We start from the raw sequence: 21800 nt of genomic DNA, 5'->3' as shown, positions 1-21800 counted from the left end.
GTAATCTCTTTATTGGTAAAGGATAGATCGAATTTCATCGCTTATTTTTTTCTACTGCTACGCAGTTGGATATTAGAATACTAAAATACTCTTTTTTTTCTATTGCGGAATTTGGGTTAAAGAAACCTATTCACTTCCAAAATTTTACGAAAATTTCGATTTGGAAAGTGGTGTTATTAATCCAGAAATGCTGCAAGAGCTCAATGACAAGATAAAACTTTTCAAAACACGATAAAAAAAGGGATGAAATTAATTTTTCATCCCTTTTTATTTAATTTTCAAATTTCCTTACCGCTTCTAAGGTTTTGTTGATTTCTTCATCCTGAATAGCATCGCTTATAAAATACGTTTCATAGCCACTTGGCGGAAGATAAACTCCGTTATTCAGCATGTGATGGAAGAATCTGTTGAATTGTGCATGGTTCGCTTTTTGAGCATCATCAAAATTGGAAACTCCTTCAGTATCGAAGAAAACCGACATCATAGAACCTTTTCTGTTGATTTTATGAGCAATTCCTTTTTCATTTAAAATTTTTGCAATTTCAGTATCTAAGACTTCTGTTGTTTTTGCAAGTCTGTTGAAAAAATCAGAATCATTTTTAATAATCTGTAAAGTTTTCAAACCGGCTCTCATTGCCAAAGGATTCCCACTTAATGTTCCCGCCTGATAAACAGCACCTTTAGGAGCCAAGCAATCCATAATTTCGTTTCTTGCGGCAAAAGCACCAACAGGAAGTCCACCACCAATAACTTTTCCGTAAGTAACCAAATCTGCTTTTACATTAAAAAGCTCCTGAGCTCCGCCAAAAGCAAGTCTAAAGCCAGTCATAACTTCATCAAAAATCAGTAATGTTCCATTTTCATCACATAGTTTTCTCAATTTTTGAAGAAAATCATTTTCTGGAAGTACACATCCCATATTTCCTGCAACAGGTTCAATGATGATCGCAGCAATTTCCTCAGGGTTTTCTTTAAACAAAACCTCAACCTGATGTATATCATTGTATCTCGCTAAAAGAGTATCTTTGGCAGTACCCTGTGTTACCCCTGGAGAATTGGGATTTCCAAAAGTTACCGCACCGCTTCCGGCTTTAATAAGAAAAGAATCTGAATGACCGTGATAGCAACCTTCAAATTTGATAATCTTATCGCGTCCCGTAAAACCTCTTGCCAATCTCACCGCACTCATACATGCTTCCGTACCAGAAGATACCATTCTTATCTGATCGATATTCGGAACATTTTCTGTAATAAATCTTGCGATTTCTGTTTCCAATTCGGTAGGAGCACCAAAGGAAAACCCTTTTTCTGCCTGAATTTTCAGTTCTTCTAAAACTTCAGGATGCGTATGCCCCAAAATTGCAGGTCCCCACGAATTGATATAATCTATGTAAATATTTTCGTCTGCATCGGTAAGATAGGCACCTTTTGCAGATTTCATAAAGACAGGAACTCCTCCCACAGATTTGAACGCACGAACAGGAGAATTTACTCCCCCCGGAATATATTGGTTAGCTTCGTTGAATAAAGCTGAACTTCTCTGGTATTTCATATTCAGTTGTTTAGAAGTCTAACAATCTCGTTGTAAGATGTTAAACTTTCAGCAATAATTAGTTTCTTGGTTTTTTATCAATTAAATAGATGACTTGTCCTGCTAAAGGCTTCTGTCCTTCATTCATTCTATTTTTAGCATACAGTTTATTGAGTTTAATGCCAAATTTCTGGGCAATATCGTACATATTTTCACCAAATTCTGCTTTGTAAGTAGGTGTATTACCTTCAGAATTTTTAGATTCAAGAAAAACTATGGCATTTTTTTTAAGTAAATCAGATTCAAGCTCATTCCACTTCATGATTTTACTTTCGCTGATTCTGAATTTATCTGCAATAAATTTCACATTAGTTTCTTCTGGAATTACGACATATCTTAAACCATCATTGGGATGGGTTTTAATTAAAATAGTATTGAGAGTTTCTTCTTTTTTAATTTTTTCTACCCTTTTCTTTTGTTCTGCATAAGAAGTCGCTTTATAAGGAACTTTCACAGTAACAGGTTCGGATATTTTCTTTATCTCTTTTACTTGTTTTGCGGGTTCTAATCTTGCCATGAAAGTTCTGTCATCTTTCAAATCAGGATATTTTTTCAGAACCGCATACAGAACCTCCTTAGAATTAACATCATCGAATTCATACAGTTTGTATTTTTCGATTTTTCCGATTAAAATAGATGCATATCGTGGATTTGTAGCGTAGCCTGCTTTTTTAAGACCATGAGCCCATGCTTTGTAGTCTTTCATATCCAGCTCGAAAAGTTTTGTATAATATTTTCTTGTTGCCAGAAAAACTGAGTGATCTTCGTAGGATTGTTTCGGATCATCATACACTCTGAAACACTCATTGGGAGCATCGTCGGTATGCTTCATGGTTTTACCAACCCAATCTTCTTTACATTTTATTCCGAAGTGATTTTTGCCTTCCTGTGCAAGTCTGCTCTGCCCACCTCCTGTTTCCAAAAGTCCTTGTGCAAGGGTTATAGAAGCCGGAATTTTATATTTTTCCATTTCTTCCACAGCATACTGTGCAAATTTCTGAATGTACTGATCTTCTGTAGCCCAAGTTTGAGCTGAAAATTTTGATAAAACTAAAAGGCTTACCAATGAGAAAAGTCTTTTCATTTTTCTATTTTTTTGATGAGATAAAAACCATATAAAAGTTTGAAAACTTAAATTACAATACAATCACTTAACTATTGATTTCGAACAAATTACACAGCAAAATTTCATTATAAAATTATACAATTACAGTTTTGTTTTGCTTTTCCAAAAGCATATTGGCTCCCTCAATTCCCTGCAGACCTCCTGTATGAAAACATAAAATCTTGCTTCCTTCGGGAAAATAGCCTTCATTAATCATCTCAAAAACATTCTGCATCATTTTTCCTGTATAAACCGGATCTAAAGGAATATTGTATTTCGCTTTAAAATCGTTAATAAAACGCACATTTTCTTCATTCAATTTACCGTAACCACCTAAAGATGCGTCTATTAAATGATAATTATTTTTTGTGGTAAGTTCAGAAATTCTATTCTCAAGAGAGTCATCTTGCACAACCTTAAAACCGATCACTTTCTGCCCATACTCACAAAATTCCGCAATTCCAGCAACTGTTCCACCCGTTCCAACTGCTGTGCAAAGATAATCAAAATCTTTTGTATGCTCATTCAGCATCATTTTAACACCTTTTACAGCACTATGGTTTGTTCCTCCTTCGGGAATAATTAATGCTTCAGGAAATTCCTGCTGCAAAAAAAAGGTAAGCTTATCTTTATACCGGTAATCTTCACGAGTAACAAATTTCAGATTCATCCCGTTTCTTTTAGCAGAAAGCAAAGTAGGATTATGCATCCATTTTTGCTCCAGCTCCTCTCCTCTTATAATACCTAAAGTTTTCACGCCATATAAGTTCCCAAAAGCTGCAACCGCAGAAATATGGTTAGAAAAAGCTCCTCCAAATGTTATAATAAGTGAGTTTTGGGGTCGATGTTCCAAATACTGGTTAACATTCCAAAAAAGCTTCCAAAACTTATTGCCAGAAATATAAGGATGAATAAGATCCTCTCTTTTCATAAAAAGTTTTACGTTTTTTTCTGTAGGAATCTCTACGATTGGAATATGAATATCTGGAATTTTCATCACTACAAATTTCTTTATTTTATTTGAATTGAATGAATATCTGAACGTTAAACAAAACTTAAAATCATTTTACCCTTGTTAAATCCTTCTGAACTTCCAAAAAGACCACAACTTCCTGTTCTTTAAATAATTAATATCGTGTTCCATAGCATATGCTTCTCTTTCAAACGAAATAGATTTGTATGCCTGATATTCATTTTTCAATTTAAAATAATGATAATAATATTCTACAACATACCACACGTAAAAGAACACAATAAGCAGCTCAAGCTGTTGCCTAAGATGAATTTTCTCGTGGTTAATAAGAACTTTATTCCTTTTATCTTCGGGTTTTCTAATTAAAATAAAAGGATAAAGGGTAATGCCGTTTATTTTTGTATTTTTGAGGAGGAATTGGCACACAATTATCATAATAACAAATATAAAAGTTTTGATTTAACTTATGGCAAATTTTGACATCAAAGAGCATGAAGACTTTTACTATAATGAGCAGGGATATAAAGTTTTCACAGAAAAGTTTCATTTAAAAAGAGGTTATTGCTGTAAGAACGGCTGCAAACACTGCCCTTACGGTTACGACAAAAAAACCGATACATTTACAAAAAACATTAAAAAATAGATACAATGAAAAAATATATTTTTATTTTGCTTGCAGCAAGTTTAGGATTAAGTTCTTGCAGCCCTTTCAGAGTACAATCCGATTATGCACAAACTGCTAACTTCTCTACTTATAAAACTTACAAACTAAGAATTGATGATCTGAAACTGAATGACATCGATAAAGACAGAGTTTTGAATGAGTTATCCAAACAACTCCAGATGAAAGGTCTTTCATCCTCAAATACTCCAGATTTAATCATCAATGTAAAAGCAAATCATAAAAAGATTACCGATATCAACACATCCAATCCTGGCGGAATGTGGGGATGGGGAGGCGGATTCGGCTGGGGAATCGGCATGAACCGTACTTGGACAAGCAATTATAACGAAGGTGCCATTATTGTAGATATGATTGATGCACAGAGCCAAAAACTTGTTTGGCAAGGTATAGGAAGCGGTATCTCTGTAGACAGACCTGCTGCAAAACAAAAACAAATCCCTCAGATTATGTCTGAAATTATGGCAAATTATCCTCCGGGAATGAAAAAATAGTATAAAAATTATCATTATATTTGGAAGCCGTTACGAGTATGTTTCGGCTTTTTATTTTAGATTTAAAGATACTTCAGTGCTTCATATATTAATGATTCGAGTGTTGGAAGAGCATAGAATAATACTAAACATAAAATTGTCAGCGATTTAAGTAAAATATTTTAGTGGTTAATTTGTTACTATTCAATTTTTTTAACTAAATTTGCACACCTAAAATTTAAAATTTACAAAGGAAATGACAAAGGCAGAATTGGTAAACACCATCTCAAATAAATTGGGGACCGAAAAGAATGAAACACAGAAAGTTGTAGAAGCTTTTATGCAGGAGATAAGAACTTCTATGTACAACGGAGATAATGTTTACTTAAGAGGATTTGGATCATTCATAGTGAAAACAAGAGCAGCTAAAACGGGAAGAAACATCTCTAAAAACACTGCAATAGAAATTCCTGCACACAATATTCCTGCTTTCAAACCATCAAAATCTTTTGTGGAGAAAGTTAAGACAAAAGTTGCAGTAAAATAAAAAATTAATATTAACGATTTACTAAAAAATTAACATTATGCCAAGCGGAAAGAAAAGAAAAAGACACAAGGTAGCAACCCACAAAAGAAAGAAAAGAAGAAGAGCAAACAGACATAAGAAAAAATAATCTCGCAAGAGGTTTTTAATATAATAATATAGTTGGTGCGATTTATTTTTAATATCCACCGACTATATTTTGTTATGTAAATAAGTTAAAAAAAATTAAGAGCTAAAAAAAATCTTAATTTTATCAATCTTTTTATCTTTAATTTTAACAATGAAGAAAGAACTAATAGTTTCGTATGAAGATGATCTTACAAAGATTGCTTTGCTGGAGGACGGAAGACTATGTGAACTTCATGAGGAAGAAGACAAAAATGATTTTGTAGTAGGAGATTTATTTATTGGAAAAGTAAAAAAACTCGCTCCTAATCTTAATGCAGCTTTTGTAAATATCGGTTACGATAAAGATGCTTTTCTGCATTACCAGGATTTAGGACCACAGTATCTCACGTATAGAAAATTTCTGAAAGATACCGTTTCGAAAAAACAAACGACTTCCAGCCTGAAAAACTTTGAAATTCAGCCGGAAATTGATAAAAACGGAACCATCGACAAAATCATTGCAAAAGATGATATCGTTTTATTACAAATTACCAAAGAGCCTATTTCTACCAAAGGACCAAGAATATCTACACAGATTTCTCTTACCGGCCGTTTTTTGGTTTTGATACCTTTCGACAACAAAGTATCTATATCTAAGAAAATAGGTAGTTCTGAAGAAAAAATAAGACTTCGCACTCTCATTAACAGCATAAAACCTGAAGGTTTTGGCGTCATTATCCGAACAGTGGCAGAAGGAAAAAAAGTAGCAGATCTTCACAATGATATGAATCAGCTGATTCAGAAGTGGGAAAATACTTTTAAAAATATTCAGAAAAATAAAGTTCCGTCTAAAGTTCTGAGTGAGGACGACAAAGCCTCATCTATTCTAAGAGATAACTTTAACCAAGATTTTGTAAATATCATCTGTGATGATGAACAGATGGTAAATGAAATGAAAAACTATCTGGAAGTTATAGCTCCTGAACGTAAAAATATCGTTCAGTTTTATGACTCTCACATTCCTCTACTCGAATATTATAACGTTGAAAAACAGCTTAAACAAAGCTTCGGAAAACACGTTAATATTCCCAGTTCTAAAGGTGCTTATCTTGTGATAGAACACACAGAGGCACTGCACGTCGTCGACGTTAATTCCGGAAATAACATTACTGCCGGAAATACTGCCAATAAAGAACACGCACTGAACGTGAACAAAATGGCAGCAACAGAAATAGCAAGACAACTTCGTCTTCGTGATATGGGTGGTATTATTGTCGTAGATTTTATTGATATGACAAACCCGGATCACAGAAAAGATCTTTACGAGCATTTCCGTACAGAAATGAGCAGGGACAAAGCCCGTCATAAAATTTTACCTCCAAGCAAATTTGGACTGATACAAATTACAAGACAGAGAAACCGTCCCGAAAAACAAATTGATACCAAAGAAGAAAACCCCAATAAAGACGGAGAAATTGTTGCTCCTATCGTTATTGTGGAAAGAATGGGTGAAACCATTAGAACCATTATGCAAAAAGAGAAAGGCAAACTGTTCTTACATGTACATCCTTTCGTAGAGGCTTATCTTACCAAAGGTTTGAAAAGCATCCAAATGAAATGGTTTTTAAAATACAGAAAATGGGTTAACATTATCCCAAGAGATTCTTTTAAGTATCTGGAATACAAGATTTACAATTCTAAAAAAGAAGAATTAAGCAGTTATTCCAACTAAATTACAGTTAAACCTCCTTTTCGGGAGGTTTTTTCTTTCAATTCCTTCATCAATTTCCTATCTTATTAAATGATGTTTTAAGAGTTAATTTATAAACAAAAAAACTCAGAGTCGCCGCTCTGAGTTTTTAAAATATTTATTTTGAAAGATTAGTCTAGCCAACCCATTTCTTTCATCCAGTCGTCACTATAAATCTTACCCACATATCGCGAACCGTGATCGTGAAGTAAAACAACAATAACATCGTCTTTTGTAAACTGGTCTTTCATCTGGATTAGCGAAGCAATAGCACTCCCCGCAGAATATCCGCAGAAAATCCCCTCTTCTTTTGCCAGTTTTCTTGCATAAATTGCTCCGTCTTTATCGGTAACTTTCTCAAAATGATCTATAACAGACATATCGTAGTTTTCCGGTAAAATATCTTCACCAATACCTTCTGTTATGTAAGAATATGCATTTTCTAGGTGAATTTCTCCTGTTTCGTGAATTTCTTTTAGAATTGATCCATACGTATCAACTCCAATTACTTTAATATTAGGATTTTTCTCTTTAAAGAACATTCCACAACCTGTAACCGTTCCACCAGTTCCTGCTCCCGCTAAAAAGTGAGTAAGTTTTCCTTCAGTCTGCTCCCAGATTTCTGGTGCAGTAGATTCGTAGTGAGCCGTTCTGTTGGATAAATTATCGTACTGGTTTACATACCATCCGTTTTCAGTTTCTTTTGCCAATCTTTTCGATACGGAATAATAAGAACGCGGATCTGTAGGCTTTACATCTGTAGGACAAACAATAACTTCTGCACCAACAGCACGAAGAATATCACATTTTTCTTTAGACTGTTTAGAATTGGTAACAAAAATACATTTGTATCCTTTAATAATAGCAGCTAAAGCAAGCCCCATACCTGTATTTCCTGATGTACCTTCAATAATTGTTCCTCCCGGCTTCAATCTACCGTCTTTTTCGGCATCTTCAATCATTTTAAGTGCCATTCTGTCTTTAACAGAATTTCCTGGATTGAAGGTTTCTATCTTTGCCAAAACCAATGCGGGAAAATCTTCACCAAGAACTTTATTAAGTTTCACAAGAGGCGTATTTCCAATGGTTTCGAGTATATTTTCTGCGTATTTCATAAACATTTTTATAAACGCGGCAAAGATACGGCTTTATAACTTAAACTCAATTTAAGTTTATTGTAATTTGCTAAAACATTCATTTACCATCAATACTTTAAACTCATTAAAATATTGATCGATAAAGATGATTTTTAATTATATTTAATGGCTTTAACCGGAGATATTTTACTGATAAGATAACTCGGAATTACCAAAGCCATCCCAGAAATAATAAGAATTCCGACAGAAATACAGATAATAACCAACGGATTGAGATCTACAGGTACAACACTTACATAATAGTTTTCAGGATTTAGTTTGATGATTTCGAAATACTTTTGTGCAAAAAGAAGCCCTAAACCTATAATATTTCCGCATAGAAGTCCGGGAATCATGATAATTAATGTATAATTGATGAATGTTGTTCGAATTTGTCCGTTTGTCGCTCCTAAGGTTTTAAGCAAGCCAATAGAATTGGTTCGTTCGATGATAAGAATCAGCAACACCATAATGATATTGATAATGACAACAAGAAGCATGATAGAAATAATAATCCCCATATTGGTATCGAAAAGACCAATCCAATCGTTAATCTGCGGATATTTATCTGTTGCTTTTTCAGCATAATTTTTATAGCCTATATATTTTTCTACTTGAGGAAAATCTTCATCTACATCGTTAATATTCTTGAAGAAAATATCAAGCCCTCCAATTTCTTCAGGCTTCATATCCAGAATTCTTTTTACATGGTTGATGTCTCCAATCACAAACTGATCGTCAATCATCTTTATGTCTGTCTTAAAAATACCTGTAACTTCAAATTTTCTGTAGATTGGTTTTTGATCCGCTTTCGAAAATACGGTTACAATGCTGTCTTTCACTTTTAAATGAAGATCATTTGCAATTTTTTCTGATATTACAACGCCATTATTATAGCCATCACCATCAAAAAAGGGAGTTTTCCCAGCAATAAGAAACTTTTTGAATCTCAAACTATCAAAATCTTTTCCTACTCCTTTGAAAATAACACCGAAAAAGCTATGTTCATTCCGCATAATCCCTGTTACCATCGCATATTTCTGTACAGAAGCCACATCGTGAAGAGATTGTATTTTTTTTATGTCTAATCCTGCATTATCCAATACTGATGTATTGTAAGAAGAATTCGACTGGGTAGATTTTATGGTAACATGTCCGCTGAAATCCCCTAACCTTTCTTTTATTGCTTTTTTGGAACCCAAACCGGTAGAAACCGTAATGAGCGATACAATAACCCCTAAAGCTACAGAAAGCCTGCCAATAAAGATGATCACCCTAGAAAGGTTATTTTTGTTATCTTTGGAAAACGCTATTTTTCGGGAGAAATATAATGGAAACTTCAAGCCTATGAATTTTAATTTCAAAAATAAAACATTCGTTCTTATTTGCCTAATTTTTTTAGGGATATTCAATAGATATTATTCTCAGACAAACGCTCAAGAATTTAAGACCGGAGCAGATCAGCCAGAAATATATTTACCTCTTTTAAAAAACAAAACAATTGGGATTGTCACCAACCAGACTGGTTTATTGAAGGATAAAACTCACCTTGTAGATTTTTTGGTAAAAAACAATGTTTCTATTAAAGCCATTTTTGCACCTGAACACGGTTTTCGTGGAGATGCAGATGCAGGACAAAAGGTGAAAAACGGTGTGGATACCAAAACAGGAATTCCTATTATATCTCTTTACGGAAATAATAAAAAACCTAAACCAGAGCAATTAAAAGGGATAGATTTGGTTATTTTTGATATTCAGGATGTTGGAGTTAGATTTTACACCTATATTTCTACCCTTACTTATTTAATGGAAGCCGGAGCCGAAAATAATGTCGAAATAATGGTTCTGGACAGACCGAATCCTCATGACGGATATATTGACGGACCTGTTCTCAAGAAAAAATGGGAAAGTTTTGTAGGAATGCACGAAGTTCCGGCTGTGTACGGACTTACTATTGGCGAATACGGAAAAATGGTGAATGGGGAAAAGTGGCTGAAAAATGGAATTCAGGCTAAATACACTTTAATTCCCTTGAAAAATTATTTTAAAAATAAACGTTATCCTATTTCCGAAAAACCTTCTCCCAACTTACCGAACGATAAAGCGATTAATCTTTACCCAAGTTTATGTTTTTTTGAAGGAACACAAGTTTCTGTAGGTCGTGGTACCGATTTTCCTTTTCAGATTTATGGATCTCCGTGGACTAAAAATTTGCCTTATCAGTTCACACCAAAGCCTAACTATGGAGCAAAAGATCCTTTTTTAAACGGCCTTATGTGCTATGGAGAAAATCTGTCAAATTATCCTGAACCATTACATGAATTAAATTTAGAATGGCTTTTAAAAGCATATAAAAATTATAAAAATCCTCAACAGGATTTTTTCCTGAAAAACCTGTTTTTTGATAAACTTGCAGGTTCGGATGAACTCAGAAAACAAATAATTGCAGGAAAATCTTTAAAAGAAATAAAAGCTTCCTGGAAATCTGATCTTGAAAAGTTTTCCAAAATAAGAAGTAAGTACGTTATCTACGAAAATTAACATAAAAAACTCGAATCTTTAGAGGATTCGAGTTTTTTATTTGTTAGAGTTCTTTTCTTAATCTTGCCACCGGAATATTAAGCTGTTCTCGATATTTAGCAATAGTTCTTCTTGCAATATTATAGCCCTGTTCTTTAAGAATTACCACCAATGCATCATCGGTAAGTGGTTTTCTTTTATTTTCTTTACTAATAACCTCCTGAAGATGATTCTTAATTTCTTTGGTAGAAACTTCCTCTCCATCATCATTGGTAAGACTGTCAGAAAAAAGATCTTTCAAATAAATAATTCCGTTTGGAGTATCTGCATACTTACTTTTTACCACTCTGGAAATAGTAGAAATATCAAAACCTGTAATATCTGCAATATCTTTAAGAATCATAGGTCTTAGAGATTTTTCATCACCGGTAATAAAATAATTATGCTGAAATTTCACAATTGCCGTAATGGTCTGCAATAAAGTATTTTGTCTTTGGTTGATGGCATCAATATACCATTTCGCAGCATCCAGTTTTTGTTTAATGAACAATGCAGCCTGTTTGTGTTCAGAAGAATTTTTATCGTGAGAATAAGTAGTTAAAATATCTTTATATTCTTCAGAAACACGCAAAGTTGGAGCATTCTTACTATTGAGTAAAGGAATTACCTGCCCATCTTTCACCTGAATAACAAAATCCGGAATGATTTCCTGATTAATGGTAATGGTTTGAGTATCAAAATTTCCGCCTACTTTAGGAGATAGTTTAGAAATTTCGTCCAAAGCAGCTTTCAAATCCTCTTCTTCAATATCGTATTTTTGAATGATTTTATTATAATGCTTATTAGTTAAAGCATCAAACTGAAATCTTAAAATATTGGCTGCCAAAGAAACAGCTTTATCAGAACTTACTTTTTTTTCTATCTGAAGTAAAAGACACTCCTGCAAACCTCTTGCTCCTACACCGGGCGGATCCAGCTTCTGAATATAATTTTCTAAAATATCTTCTACTCGTTCCTGAGTTGTATAAATCCCTTGAGAAAACGCTAAATCATCAACAATAGATTTTATTTCACGTCTTAAATAACCGTCTGTATCTAGATTTCCGATGATGTATTCTGCGATTTTAAGATCTTCATCAGAAATATTAACAAGATTAATCTGTTCCATCAGATAATCGTATAAAGACTGCCCTTCTGTTAGCAGACTTTCATTATCAAAATCTTCATCATCTGCAGAATAATTGCTGGACGCCGTTTTGTAACTTGGTTCATCATCATAAAGATATTCATTTACATCGAAATCGGTTTCTATGCTTTCTGTTCCTTCGGTTTCATAAGACTCGTCCAATGAAGAATATTCATCATCCGAATTATCTTCTTTGGCAATTTCAAGTGCGGGATTTTCTTCCAACTCTCTTTCCAGCTCTTCTTCAAATTCCAACGTATGAAGCTGAATCAACTTCATCAGCTGAATTTGCTGCGGGGCAAGCTTTTGTCCTAATTTAAGTTGTAAATGTTGTTTTAACATATCTTACTTTGTGTGTATTATTTGTAATTTAAAACGAATTTACTATATTTTTTTGATTTGAACCAAATTTAGCACGATTTTTGCTTTAAAAACTTTAAATACCACATAGATACGTACAACACGCATTTTTTCTATAAAATGCCTAATAATATTTGTTCAAATTTCTTTACTATTCCTTTTTTTGAAATATTTTTCTTCTAATTTTTATTAATTCTTTATTATTCTAAATTTCAAATTTATCTTAAAAAAAATCGGTGATATTATACAATACCACCGAGTCATATTTTTCTAAAAATTCAATATTATTGAATATCCACAACGTACATTGTACCTTTATCCGTCTTTCCTGTTTTTGGAAGAATTTTAGCTTTAGGATTTCCGTTTCCATCATCTACAATTCCAAAATCATCATCATTAAATACAGCTAGTTTTTTATTTCCTAAATAAACTATTCCTTCAAACTTATCGTGTTCGTATCCTAATTTAGAAACCAAATCTACTGCAAGAGTTTTAGAAACCGGTTGATATCCTGCTGCCGCAATTTCGCTCCAAGTAGATTGTTCTAAAGTTTTACCGTTTATTTTTAATCCGTCTACCGCGCTGATATCAGATCCATTTACATCTGAAGCACCGGAAATATTGATTTTGTACACTTTTTTAATACCTCCCTGAGAACCAAAATTACCATCTCTTTCGATAACCAAAAATTCTGTATTGCTTAAAGCCGTGATATCGCAAACTGAATCTGACGCTCCGCCATCTTGCTGATAAAGAAACTGCTTCGTCTGACCTGTTGCTATATCGAAAGTAACAATTCTTGTAAGTGTTTTGTTGGTAGCAAGATTTTTGCTCGGCGCATACATCATAGACTGCATAGTTCCCACTAAAGTTTTACCGTCTGGAGTTATACAAAGTCCTTCCATACCTCTGTTTGGTCTTCTTTTAGCTAAAACGGCAGGTAATTTTCTAGTACCAGTATTTACCCCAATCGGACTGATTCTTTCCATCTCCACACCTTCTGCACTATAATGAACGATGTGCGGTCCGTACTCATCTGAAACCCAAAAAGTACCATCCTGAGCTGCAACAATACTTTCGCTATCTAATCCATAATTGTCTGTGCCCAAAACATTTCCGTTCGCATCATAAGCAACTTCACCTGTACTTCCCATTCCAACAGGATTTGGTAGACCTGTAATAAGCTGTCCGGAAGGATTTTTCAGTTTGATATATTTTATTACTTCTATATTTCCATCTGCATTAATCTTGAAATGCATAATGGTAGGAGTGAAATTCGGAACTAAGAATTTTTTACCATTAAGATAATCTGTATTAGGACCACGATCGGTGATAACATAAAATTCGCCTTTCCTTGTAGGATGTGCAGCCGCACCAGAACCATATCCTCCGTTAATAACATCTACACCATTAATTGTAGCCATTGTAGTAAACGGAAATTCCTGTGGAAGTTTAGAATAATTTATATCCTTATTGTCATCGGTAATACTTGCTTCATTTTCTCTGCATGCAGTTAATCCAGCCAACAAAAGCATAGATAGTAATGTTTTTTTCATGTAGTTTTATATTGTGCCGCAAAAGTAATTACGGTATATAAACTAATTTGAGCAGAAATATTAAGTTTTCATTAATATATCAACAGTAAATATTAATTGAAAATTACTTCCATTTTGGATTATGCTTGAAAATTTCATGATTTATCGGACAGTTTTCAGAATGTGCTCCTTTAAGAAAGCCAATACTCATCAAAAATTCATTTACAATTTCTCCACCGGTAAATTTGAATGTTTTTTTGAACAATTTCATCCATTCCGGCAACGTTTTCGGATGATGATAATCGAGCCATTTTTCGAAAGAACCAAATTCTCTTTGAAGTTCGACTATCGTCTTTGCATTTTCGATAGCCGCATTTACTTTAAGTTTATTTCTAATGATGCCGGAATCTTGCAACAACCTTTCACGATCATTTTCATTATAAGCAGCTACTTTTTGAATATTAAAATTATCATAAGCAGCTCTGAAGCCTTCTTCTTTCTTTAAAATAGTTTCCCAGCTAAGACCTGCCTGATTAATTTCCATAATAAGTCTGCCGAATAACTCATTATCGTCATGAATAGGAAATCCATAAAAATAATCATGATAGTTTTTGTGTAATAATTTCCTGCTTTCAGGCTGCATATTTTCTATAACGGAACAGTAGCTCATTGTGGTAAAATTTATTCATCAAAGATAATAATGATTTACGACAACTGTCTGTCAGCAGAAAGCTATAAAAAATCAATCGACTTTTCCAATGCAATTCCTCTGGAACCTTTCAGCAAAATATTATCAGACATAATTTTGTTATTTTTGAGATACTCTATTAAATCCTGAGTAGATAGAAATGACAAAGAAAAATTATTAATTTTCTTAAACTGATTTCCTACGGTAAAAATTTCATCAAACCCTAATTCTTCTGCGAGATTAAGAATTGCCTGATGTTCTTTTTCGCTCTCTTCACCTAGCTCCAACATATCTCCAATGATAATGGTTTTGGAACCTTCAAAGGTTTTAAAATTATGAAGTGAAGCCGTCATAGAACTTGGATTAGCATTATAAGTATCTAAAACTAAAGTTTTCCCGTCTTTTTTCACAATCTGAGACCTCATATTGGTCGGCGTATAATCTTCTAAAGCAGTTTTAATTTCATTAATATCTACCCCAAAGTGAAGCCCAAGACTTGTCGCTGCACAAACATTGGTAAAGTTATAATCTCCAGTAAGTTTTGTGAGGAGATGAGTATTTTGATATTTTAAACCCACAAAATGTTCTTCATTAAATGGAGTAAAATAATAATCAGAATCCGGTTTTCCGAAAGTTATTTTTAAATTACATTCGGCAGTTTTTTCAATTTGAATAGGATCATTTTCATTCACTAAAACAGTCTGATTGTTTTCTTTTATATAATCATAAAGTTCAGATTTACCTTTAATAACGCCCTCGAAACCTCCAAATCCTTCAAGATGAGCTTTTCCAAAATTGGTAATATAACCTATATTTGGTTTTGCTATTTGACACAGAAACTCAATCTCTTTTTGGTGATTTGCTCCCATTTCAATAACCGCCATTTGATGTTCAGATTTAATAGAAAGCACTGTTAACGGAACACCGATATGATTATTTAAATTTCCCTGCGTATATTGTACATTATACTTCTGCGAAAGAACAGCATGAATAAGCTCTTTGCTTGTTGTTTTACCATTACTTCCTGTAAGACCGATAATAGGAATACTAAGTTGACTGCGGTGAAAAACAGCTAAGTCTTGCAAAAATTCTAAAGTAGAATCAACATAAAATATATTTTTATCGTGATCTTCAAACTTTTGATTTTCTACAATTACTGCAAGAGCACCATCTTCAACAGCTTTAAGAGCAACCGTAGCGGCATCAAAATTATCACCTGAAAAGGCAAAAAAAACATCATTTTCTGATACTTTTCTACTGTCTATTGTTACTTTTTGTGATTTTAAATATATAGGATAAAACTGTTCTGGGCTCATAAAGTAGATCTGTTTAAGTAAAAGCTAAACTATATTTTCAAAACGAATTTTTCAGCTTAAATTAATGGTTCAAAAATAAAAAACCTCCCGAATATATGGGAGGTTTTTTGAAAGTATTTTGATAAATATTTTATCTTCTTGTTCTAGCTTTATCGCTTGCTCTTGCATCTTGCGCAACACGGAAACCAATCCATCCATACGCAGTAATCTGGCTTTTGAATCTTCTTTGTCCCGGATCTAACCAATAAGCTGAATCCATCCAAGAACCACCTTTTACTACTCTGATATCATTAGAGATTTCTGAAGTTCTCTCTTTAGTATCTTTCTGTAAAACAACTCTACCGTTCGCATCAACAATAAATTTAGTTTTTGGAGAATTATACATATCGTAAGAAGCAGCAGAATCGCTTGCGTTTCTATAATCTAGAGAAGACATTCTGTCTCCATCTCTATAGTTTCTGTAATCAGCAATAGTTTTTCTTTCGAACTGACCTGGTAAGTTTTTATAAACCAATCTTCCATCAGCTAAAGTATCGTACTGAATAGTTCCTTCTTCTACCATTTTGTAAGTTCCGTCACCATTTCTTACGATTGCCTGTGGCATATTTCCTCTGTAATAGTTGAAATCACTAGCTTCCTCATCAATAATTGGTCTGTAAACATCGGCAGTCCATTCTGCAACGTTACCAAACATACCATATATACCTAAACTATTTGAAGGGTATTGTCTAACATCTGAAGTTTGAGCAGAACCATCATTTTTCCAACCAGCAGTACCAGAATAATCTCCTCTTCCTTGCTTAAAGTTAGCTAAAATTTCTCCCTTTTTATTTCTCAACATTTCTATCTGAGGTTTTTTATCAAGATAGTTGTTGTATTCTCTGTTTTTCTCCATTCCCAAAGCTGCAAATTCCCATTCTACTTCCGTTGGAAGTCTGAATTTAGAAACCATTGCAGAAGAAGGAGATCTGTTTGCAGCAAGCAATCTTTGGTTGGTAGTTTTCATACCAGATTTTTGCTGTAATCTTTTCTCGTTAATGTAACCTTGCATTTCTGGATCATTCGATTTGAATTTATCCATATTGAATGCTGTGCCACCCTGATTATTAGATTCGTTAATATACAAATCTTTTGAAATAATTCCTGCTTGCATTAAAGCCTTTTCGTTGGCTCTGTCTGTCAACCATTCACAATATCTGTTTGCCTGAGTCCAAGAAACTCCCACTACCGGATAATAATCATAATTTTGATCTCTGAAATAAGTTTCATTAAGGTCATTTCTAGACAGTTTGTTATCCCAAAGAAGAGTATCTGGCAAAGCACCATTGTAAATCTCTTTGTAACTTGGATCACTTGGCGGGAATACATACTTCAACCATGTAAGGTATTCGCGGTATTCATAGTTAGTAATTTCAGTTTCGCCGATAAAGAACGAACTTACCTGCATTCTGCGAGGCGAATTGTTCCAATCGTGCATTACATCATCTTTCACTAATCCCATGGTAAAAGTTCCACCTTCCACATATACCATTCCAGGCCAACCTTTTTGTTTTTGTTGCTTTCCTGCAAAAAACCAACCCTGTTTTTCGTTTGGTTTCCAACCTGTCTTGCTGACAAATTTTTTAGTACCACCGCCTTTGCTGGTACCCGAACCGCCACAACTGGTTAATGCAAGTGTAGAACTCAATGCTATTAATGAAAACAACTTTAGTTTTTTCATAGTCGATATAAATATTATTCAAAGTACAAAGAAAAAATAAATTATTCAATAAATCAAATAAAGATTTGATTTTTTTGAAAAATCTTAACAAATTAATTTTATGGTATCGTAAATTAATTATAAAATTTTCATTTATTTTGTAATTCAAAAATTTCAAAAACAAACATGAGACTAAAAATCACGCTTTTATTTGTATTTGCTTTTGTATCAGTCGCTTGGGCTCAGCGAATTTCCATAGATTGGAATGGCGCTAAAGTTCACGATTTTGGCGATACGAAAAAGAATCTTCCGAATTTCAAAAATGAAGGTTTTTCATACAGCCAAAATAATATTTTTATAGTAAATACACAAAAAGTTGGAGAAAAACAACTTCGTGTTGCCAATTTGAATTGGGAACCTGTTTCTGCAAGAGATTTATATGATCTTGATAAAAATTTGATTCAGGACAGAGATATAGCTGAAATTAACTATTATTACTCTGAGGGAGAAAGATTCGCAAGTGTATATGTATCTTTATTTAAAAATGTAAAAGGAAGTATTTTAAAACTTTCCTCTTTTGATATTTCTGAAAGCAGCTCCACACCTCCTTCTTTAGCAAGTAAAGTAGGAAGCACGCAAAACCCGTTATCTACCGGAACATTTTATAAAATAAAAGTAGACAAATCGGGAATTTTTAAAATTACCAGTCAGTTTTTGAGAGACAATGGAATTAATCCCTCTAACGTTAATCCTAAAAACTTCCGAATTTACGGAAATGGAGGAATTATGCTGCCTGAATTTAATCAGGATGTAAAATACAGTGCTTTGCAGGAAAATGCCATTCAGGTAGTAGGAGAAGATGATGGAGTTTGGAATGATGGAGATTATGCCCTTTTCTACGCCCAAGGTCCTAATGGATATAATTTATACAACAAAAATAATGGTAAAGGTTTTAAAAGAAATGATACAAGAAACGATAGAAGCGAAAATGTAAAAAACATTTATGAAGATGTATCTTATTATTATATAAACTTCGACAAAGGTGCGGGAAAAAGAGTTCAGAATTCTGATGCGAATCTGCCTACTAATCTAATTTCGCGTTACGACGATTACCAAGTCATTAATAATGACCAGAAAAACTTAGTAAAAGTGGGAAGAATCTGGGTAGAAGACCAACCTTTTACCACTCCAAAAACTGTAACATTTAATTTGAATTCGCCTATTCAGGGAGGAGATGTTATTCGTTACAGAACTCAAGTTATCGGATGGAGATCACAACAAAACAGTATTAGTTTTAATCTCAATAATCAGAATACAGTTTCGTATGCAATACCTGCCAATCAGCCGGGATATGTCTACGATTTCTTTCCAACAAAATATACAGGAACGATTTCTAACCTTTCCGGAAATACCATAACAATTAATTATACTCCGGATATCTCGGTTAATCCTAACGGTGTATTTCATTTAGATTATGTTGAAGTTCAGTATAAAGAAGATTTAAAATTCAACGGTTCACAAATGAATTTCCGTGATTTTTCTTTGGAAAGCGGATCAAACTTCAATTATGGTTTCAGTATTTCGAATGTTGGAAGTCTGGAGCAAGTTTGGGATGTTACAGATATTACCAATGCGAACAGAAGAGTAAATAAAGCATCAGGAAGCGGAAGTTTCAACTTTGGATACAATGCATCGGATCCTAATTTCAATAACGAGTTCGTGGCATTTCGTGCTGACGCGGCTTTTTCTCCTCAGTTTGTTGGAAGAATCAACAGCCAAAATATTTCTGCACTTCAGAATATAGATTATTTAATTATTACCACTCCTCAAATGATGGCTCAGGCTCAGAGGATTGCCAATTATCATCAGCAAAAAAATAATTTCACTGTAGAAATTGTTGACACAGATAAAATCTATAATGAATTTGGGAGCGGAAGCAGAGATCTTACTGCAATAAGAGACTTTATAACAAAACTGAATACTCCTGCAGGAAGTCTAAAATATGTTTTGATTGTAGGAGATGCATCTTATGATTATAAAAACAGAGTTGCCAATAATTCTAATGTTGTATCGAGCTATGAAAGTGAAGAATCTGCAGATTTTGTAGGCTCATATGTTACAGACGATTATATTGTAATGACAAAACCTCAGACTGTTTCTTCTGTGGCATTTAATTTACCCGATTTACCCATTGGGAGAATTCCTGCCGGAAATCCTACTGAAGCTGCAAATATGATTGATAAAACATTGGCTTATTATAATTCTTTATCAGGACAATCTACTCCTTTTGGAGAATGGAAAATGAAGTTGGATTTCGTAGTTGATGATGACAGAGATGGCGGTCAACCTTTCCATAACATTATGGATAATGTTCTAAAAGATATTTTTGAAATCCCTGCAAGCAATTTGTTAAAAGAATACAATGTAAGAAAACTTTATTTGGATGGTTTTCAAGCACAAAGTACTGCAGGTGGACAAAGATATCCACAGGTAAATCAGGCAATTTCTAATGACATAGGAAACAGTTTGTATTTATTTTATTTCGGGCATGGTGGTATCAACGGATGGGCTCAGGAAAGAGTTTTAACAACTACTGAAATTCAGAATTCTAATAATTTCACGAATGTTTATAGCCGTTTTCCTTTTGTATCAACCATTACTTGTGAATTTACACTTTGGGATGAGCCTTCAACCTTCTCTGCAGGAGAACAGTTTATGAAACTAAAACAAGGAGGACCAGCAACCATGATTACCTCTAGCCGAGCTTTAGGTGTAGGTTATGGTATCGAATTTACAGATCTTCTTACCCATGAAATGTTTGATCTTGATAGTGATGACTTTAAAACACTTGGAGATGTGCACTTAAATGCAAAAAAAACCAGAGGACCTTATCCTGATCATCTTAAAGTAAATTTACTTGGTGATCCTGCCATGAAATTGACCAGACCAGTAAGACGTTTAGCAATCGACCAGATCGAAACTCCGGTTCCCGGATTAATCAGAGGTTTAGATTTTGTAAAAGTAAAAGGTCACATTAATAATGCAAGTGGTGGTGTAGATACCAGTTTCAATGGTAGAGTGGTTATCAATATTTTCGATAAAAAAATAAATAAAACGACCCTTAACAATGATGGTGGGATGACTCCTGTTTTAAGCTACAAAGAAGAAGGAAGTGCTATTGTAAAAGCTTCCGGAACTGCAGTAAACGGAGTTTTCACTGTAGAATTTTATGTTCCTAAAGATATTAATTACGCCGTGGGAGAAGGTAGAATCTTAGGGTATGCAGATAATAAATCGATTGATGTATTCAATAACCAGCCTGTACAAGTAGGAGATATCAATCCTAACGGAGTTAACGATAACCAACCACCCAAAGTGAAGCTTTATATGAATAATACCAACTTTGCGAATGGTGGAATTACCGATCAAAACCCTATACTTTTAGCCTGTGTGACAGACGATACAGGAATAAATTCTACAGGTTCTGGTATTGGTCATGATATTACTGTATATTTGGACGGTCAAATTATCAATACCGTGGTTTTAAATGACTTTTATTCTTCGGGAGAAGGAAATGGATGTCTTAATCCTTCTCTGGCAGCATACCAAAAAGGAAATGTAACTTACCCTTTCAGAAATCTTTCGGTAGGACAACACCAGTTAACATTTAAAATTTGGGATATTAATAATAATTCGACTACAGAAACGTTAAACTTTGAGGTTAAAGATGAAGCAGATCAGCATTTAATAATTAACAGACCGCTGAACTGGCCCAACCCTTTCACCAACAAAACTTACATCCATTTCGAGCATAACTGTGATGATATTTTGGATGTTAACGTTCAAATTTATACGATTACCGGAAAATTAGTAAAAACTTTAACAAATGTTGTAATCGCAGAACCGTTCCTACAGGGCTTTAGAACGCCACGTCAGGCAATAGAATGGGACGGAAAAGACGATTTTGGCGATACAGTTGCAAAAGGTACGTATATTTTTAAGATATTTGCAAAAAGTCAAAATCAAGAAAAATGCAAAGGCAGTGCTACAGCTGTAGAAAAAATGGTACTTTTGAAGTAAATAAATAATTAAATAAGAATATCAATAAAAAACTGATAATATATAAAAGACAAC

Annotated in this window: 17 protein-coding genes; 6 read left to right on the top strand and 11 right to left on the bottom strand. The window is 33.7% G+C overall.

The annotated features are described in order from the left end of the window. Positions 1-271: 271 nt before the first annotated feature. From hemL to IV513_RS02880, 4 genes are all read right to left on the bottom strand, one after another. Entirely contained in the window at positions 272-1552 is a 1281-nt protein-coding gene (hemL, locus tag IV513_RS02895) for a glutamate-1-semialdehyde 2,1-aminomutase (protein ID WP_209389016.1), read from the bottom strand. A 58-nt stretch (positions 1553-1610) separates the two neighbouring features. Continuing rightward, on the bottom strand, positions 1611-2675 hold the full coding sequence (locus IV513_RS02890; RefSeq protein WP_209389015.1) for a glucosaminidase domain-containing protein: 1065 nt from the start codon (positions 2673-2675) through the stop codon (positions 1611-1613). Between the two features lie 115 nt (positions 2676-2790). After that, positions 2791-3693 carry a 1-aminocyclopropane-1-carboxylate deaminase/D-cysteine desulfhydrase gene (locus IV513_RS02885; RefSeq protein ID WP_209389014.1) on the bottom strand — a complete coding sequence of 301 codons (903 nt, stop codon included), beginning with the start codon at positions 3691-3693 and terminating at the stop codon, positions 2791-2793. A gap of 78 nt (positions 3694-3771) precedes the next feature. Then, entirely contained in the window at positions 3772-4104 is a 333-nt protein-coding gene (locus tag IV513_RS02880; protein ID WP_209389013.1) for a hypothetical protein, read from the bottom strand. A 31-nt stretch (positions 4105-4135) separates the two neighbouring features. Between IV513_RS02880 and IV513_RS02875 the strand changes: the two genes are divergently transcribed. The 4 genes from IV513_RS02875 (at position 4136) to IV513_RS02860 (ending at position 7208) form a co-directional block, all read left to right on the top strand. Then, complete coding sequence (locus tag IV513_RS02875; protein WP_209389012.1) at positions 4136-4312, top strand: DUF5522 domain-containing protein; 177 nt, start codon at positions 4136-4138, stop codon at positions 4310-4312. Between the two features lie 5 nt (positions 4313-4317). Beyond that, a complete protein-coding gene (locus IV513_RS02870) occupies positions 4318-4845 on the top strand; it encodes a DUF4136 domain-containing protein (RefSeq protein WP_209389011.1) in 528 nt (175 codons plus the stop codon). A gap of 235 nt (positions 4846-5080) precedes the next feature. Further along, positions 5081-5371, top strand: a complete 291-nt coding sequence (locus IV513_RS02865; RefSeq protein WP_034674127.1) for an HU family DNA-binding protein — start codon at positions 5081-5083, stop codon at positions 5369-5371. Positions 5372-5648: 277 nt separating this feature from the next. Continuing rightward, positions 5649-7208, top strand: coding sequence for an Rne/Rng family ribonuclease (locus tag IV513_RS02860; protein WP_209389010.1), 1560 nt, complete (start codon positions 5649-5651; stop codon positions 7206-7208). 149 nt (positions 7209-7357) lie between these two features. Here IV513_RS02860 and IV513_RS02855 read toward each other — a convergent pair whose 3' ends face one another. Further along, positions 7358-8341, bottom strand: a complete 984-nt coding sequence (locus IV513_RS02855) for a PLP-dependent cysteine synthase family protein (protein ID WP_209389009.1) — start codon at positions 8339-8341, stop codon at positions 7358-7360. A 134-nt stretch (positions 8342-8475) separates the two neighbouring features. Then, positions 8476-9705, bottom strand: a complete 1230-nt coding sequence (locus IV513_RS02850; protein WP_209389008.1) for an FtsX-like permease family protein — start codon at positions 9703-9705, stop codon at positions 8476-8478. Between the two features lie 4 nt (positions 9706-9709). Between IV513_RS02850 and IV513_RS02845 the strand changes: the two genes are divergently transcribed. Then, positions 9710-10903 (top strand): exo-beta-N-acetylmuramidase NamZ domain-containing protein, encoded by a 1194-nt coding sequence (locus IV513_RS02845; RefSeq protein WP_209389007.1) that lies wholly within the window; start codon positions 9710-9712, stop codon positions 10901-10903. 43 nt (positions 10904-10946) lie between these two features. On the opposite strand, the gene rpoN is transcribed toward IV513_RS02845, so the two are convergent. The 5 genes from rpoN to gldJ all read right to left on the bottom strand — a co-directional run bounded on the left by rpoN (position 10947) and on the right by gldJ (position 17687). After that, positions 10947-12410 (bottom strand): RNA polymerase factor sigma-54, encoded by a 1464-nt coding sequence (gene rpoN / locus IV513_RS02840; protein ID WP_209389006.1) that lies wholly within the window; start codon positions 12408-12410, stop codon positions 10947-10949. 302 nt (positions 12411-12712) lie between these two features. Further along, a complete protein-coding gene (locus tag IV513_RS02835) occupies positions 12713-13984 on the bottom strand; it encodes an esterase-like activity of phytase family protein (RefSeq protein ID WP_209389005.1) in 1272 nt (423 codons plus the stop codon). A gap of 103 nt (positions 13985-14087) precedes the next feature. After that, positions 14088-14633 carry a DNA-3-methyladenine glycosylase I gene (locus tag IV513_RS02830; RefSeq protein ID WP_209389004.1) on the bottom strand — a complete coding sequence of 182 codons (546 nt, stop codon included), beginning with the start codon at positions 14631-14633 and terminating at the stop codon, positions 14088-14090. Positions 14634-14695: 62 nt separating this feature from the next. Beyond that, positions 14696-15967: a UDP-N-acetylmuramoyl-tripeptide--D-alanyl-D-alanine ligase gene (gene murF, locus IV513_RS02825; RefSeq protein ID WP_209389003.1), complete on the bottom strand. Its 1272-nt coding sequence runs from the start codon at positions 15965-15967 to the stop codon at positions 14696-14698. Positions 15968-16097: 130 nt separating this feature from the next. After that, a complete protein-coding gene (gldJ, locus tag IV513_RS02820) occupies positions 16098-17687 on the bottom strand; it encodes a gliding motility lipoprotein GldJ (protein WP_209389002.1) in 1590 nt (529 codons plus the stop codon). Between the two features lie 165 nt (positions 17688-17852). Between gldJ and porU the strand changes: the two genes are divergently transcribed. Beyond that, entirely contained in the window at positions 17853-21746 is a 3894-nt protein-coding gene (gene porU / locus IV513_RS02815; RefSeq protein WP_209389001.1) for a type IX secretion system sortase PorU, read from the top strand. Positions 21747-21800 lie beyond the last annotated feature (54 nt).

Source organism: Chryseobacterium sp. RR2-3-20 (assembly GCF_017808115.1).
Taxonomy (GTDB): Bacteria; Bacteroidota; Bacteroidia; order Flavobacteriales; family Weeksellaceae; genus Chryseobacterium; species Chryseobacterium oryzae.
This window is presented reverse-complemented; position numbering and strand designations above follow the sequence as displayed.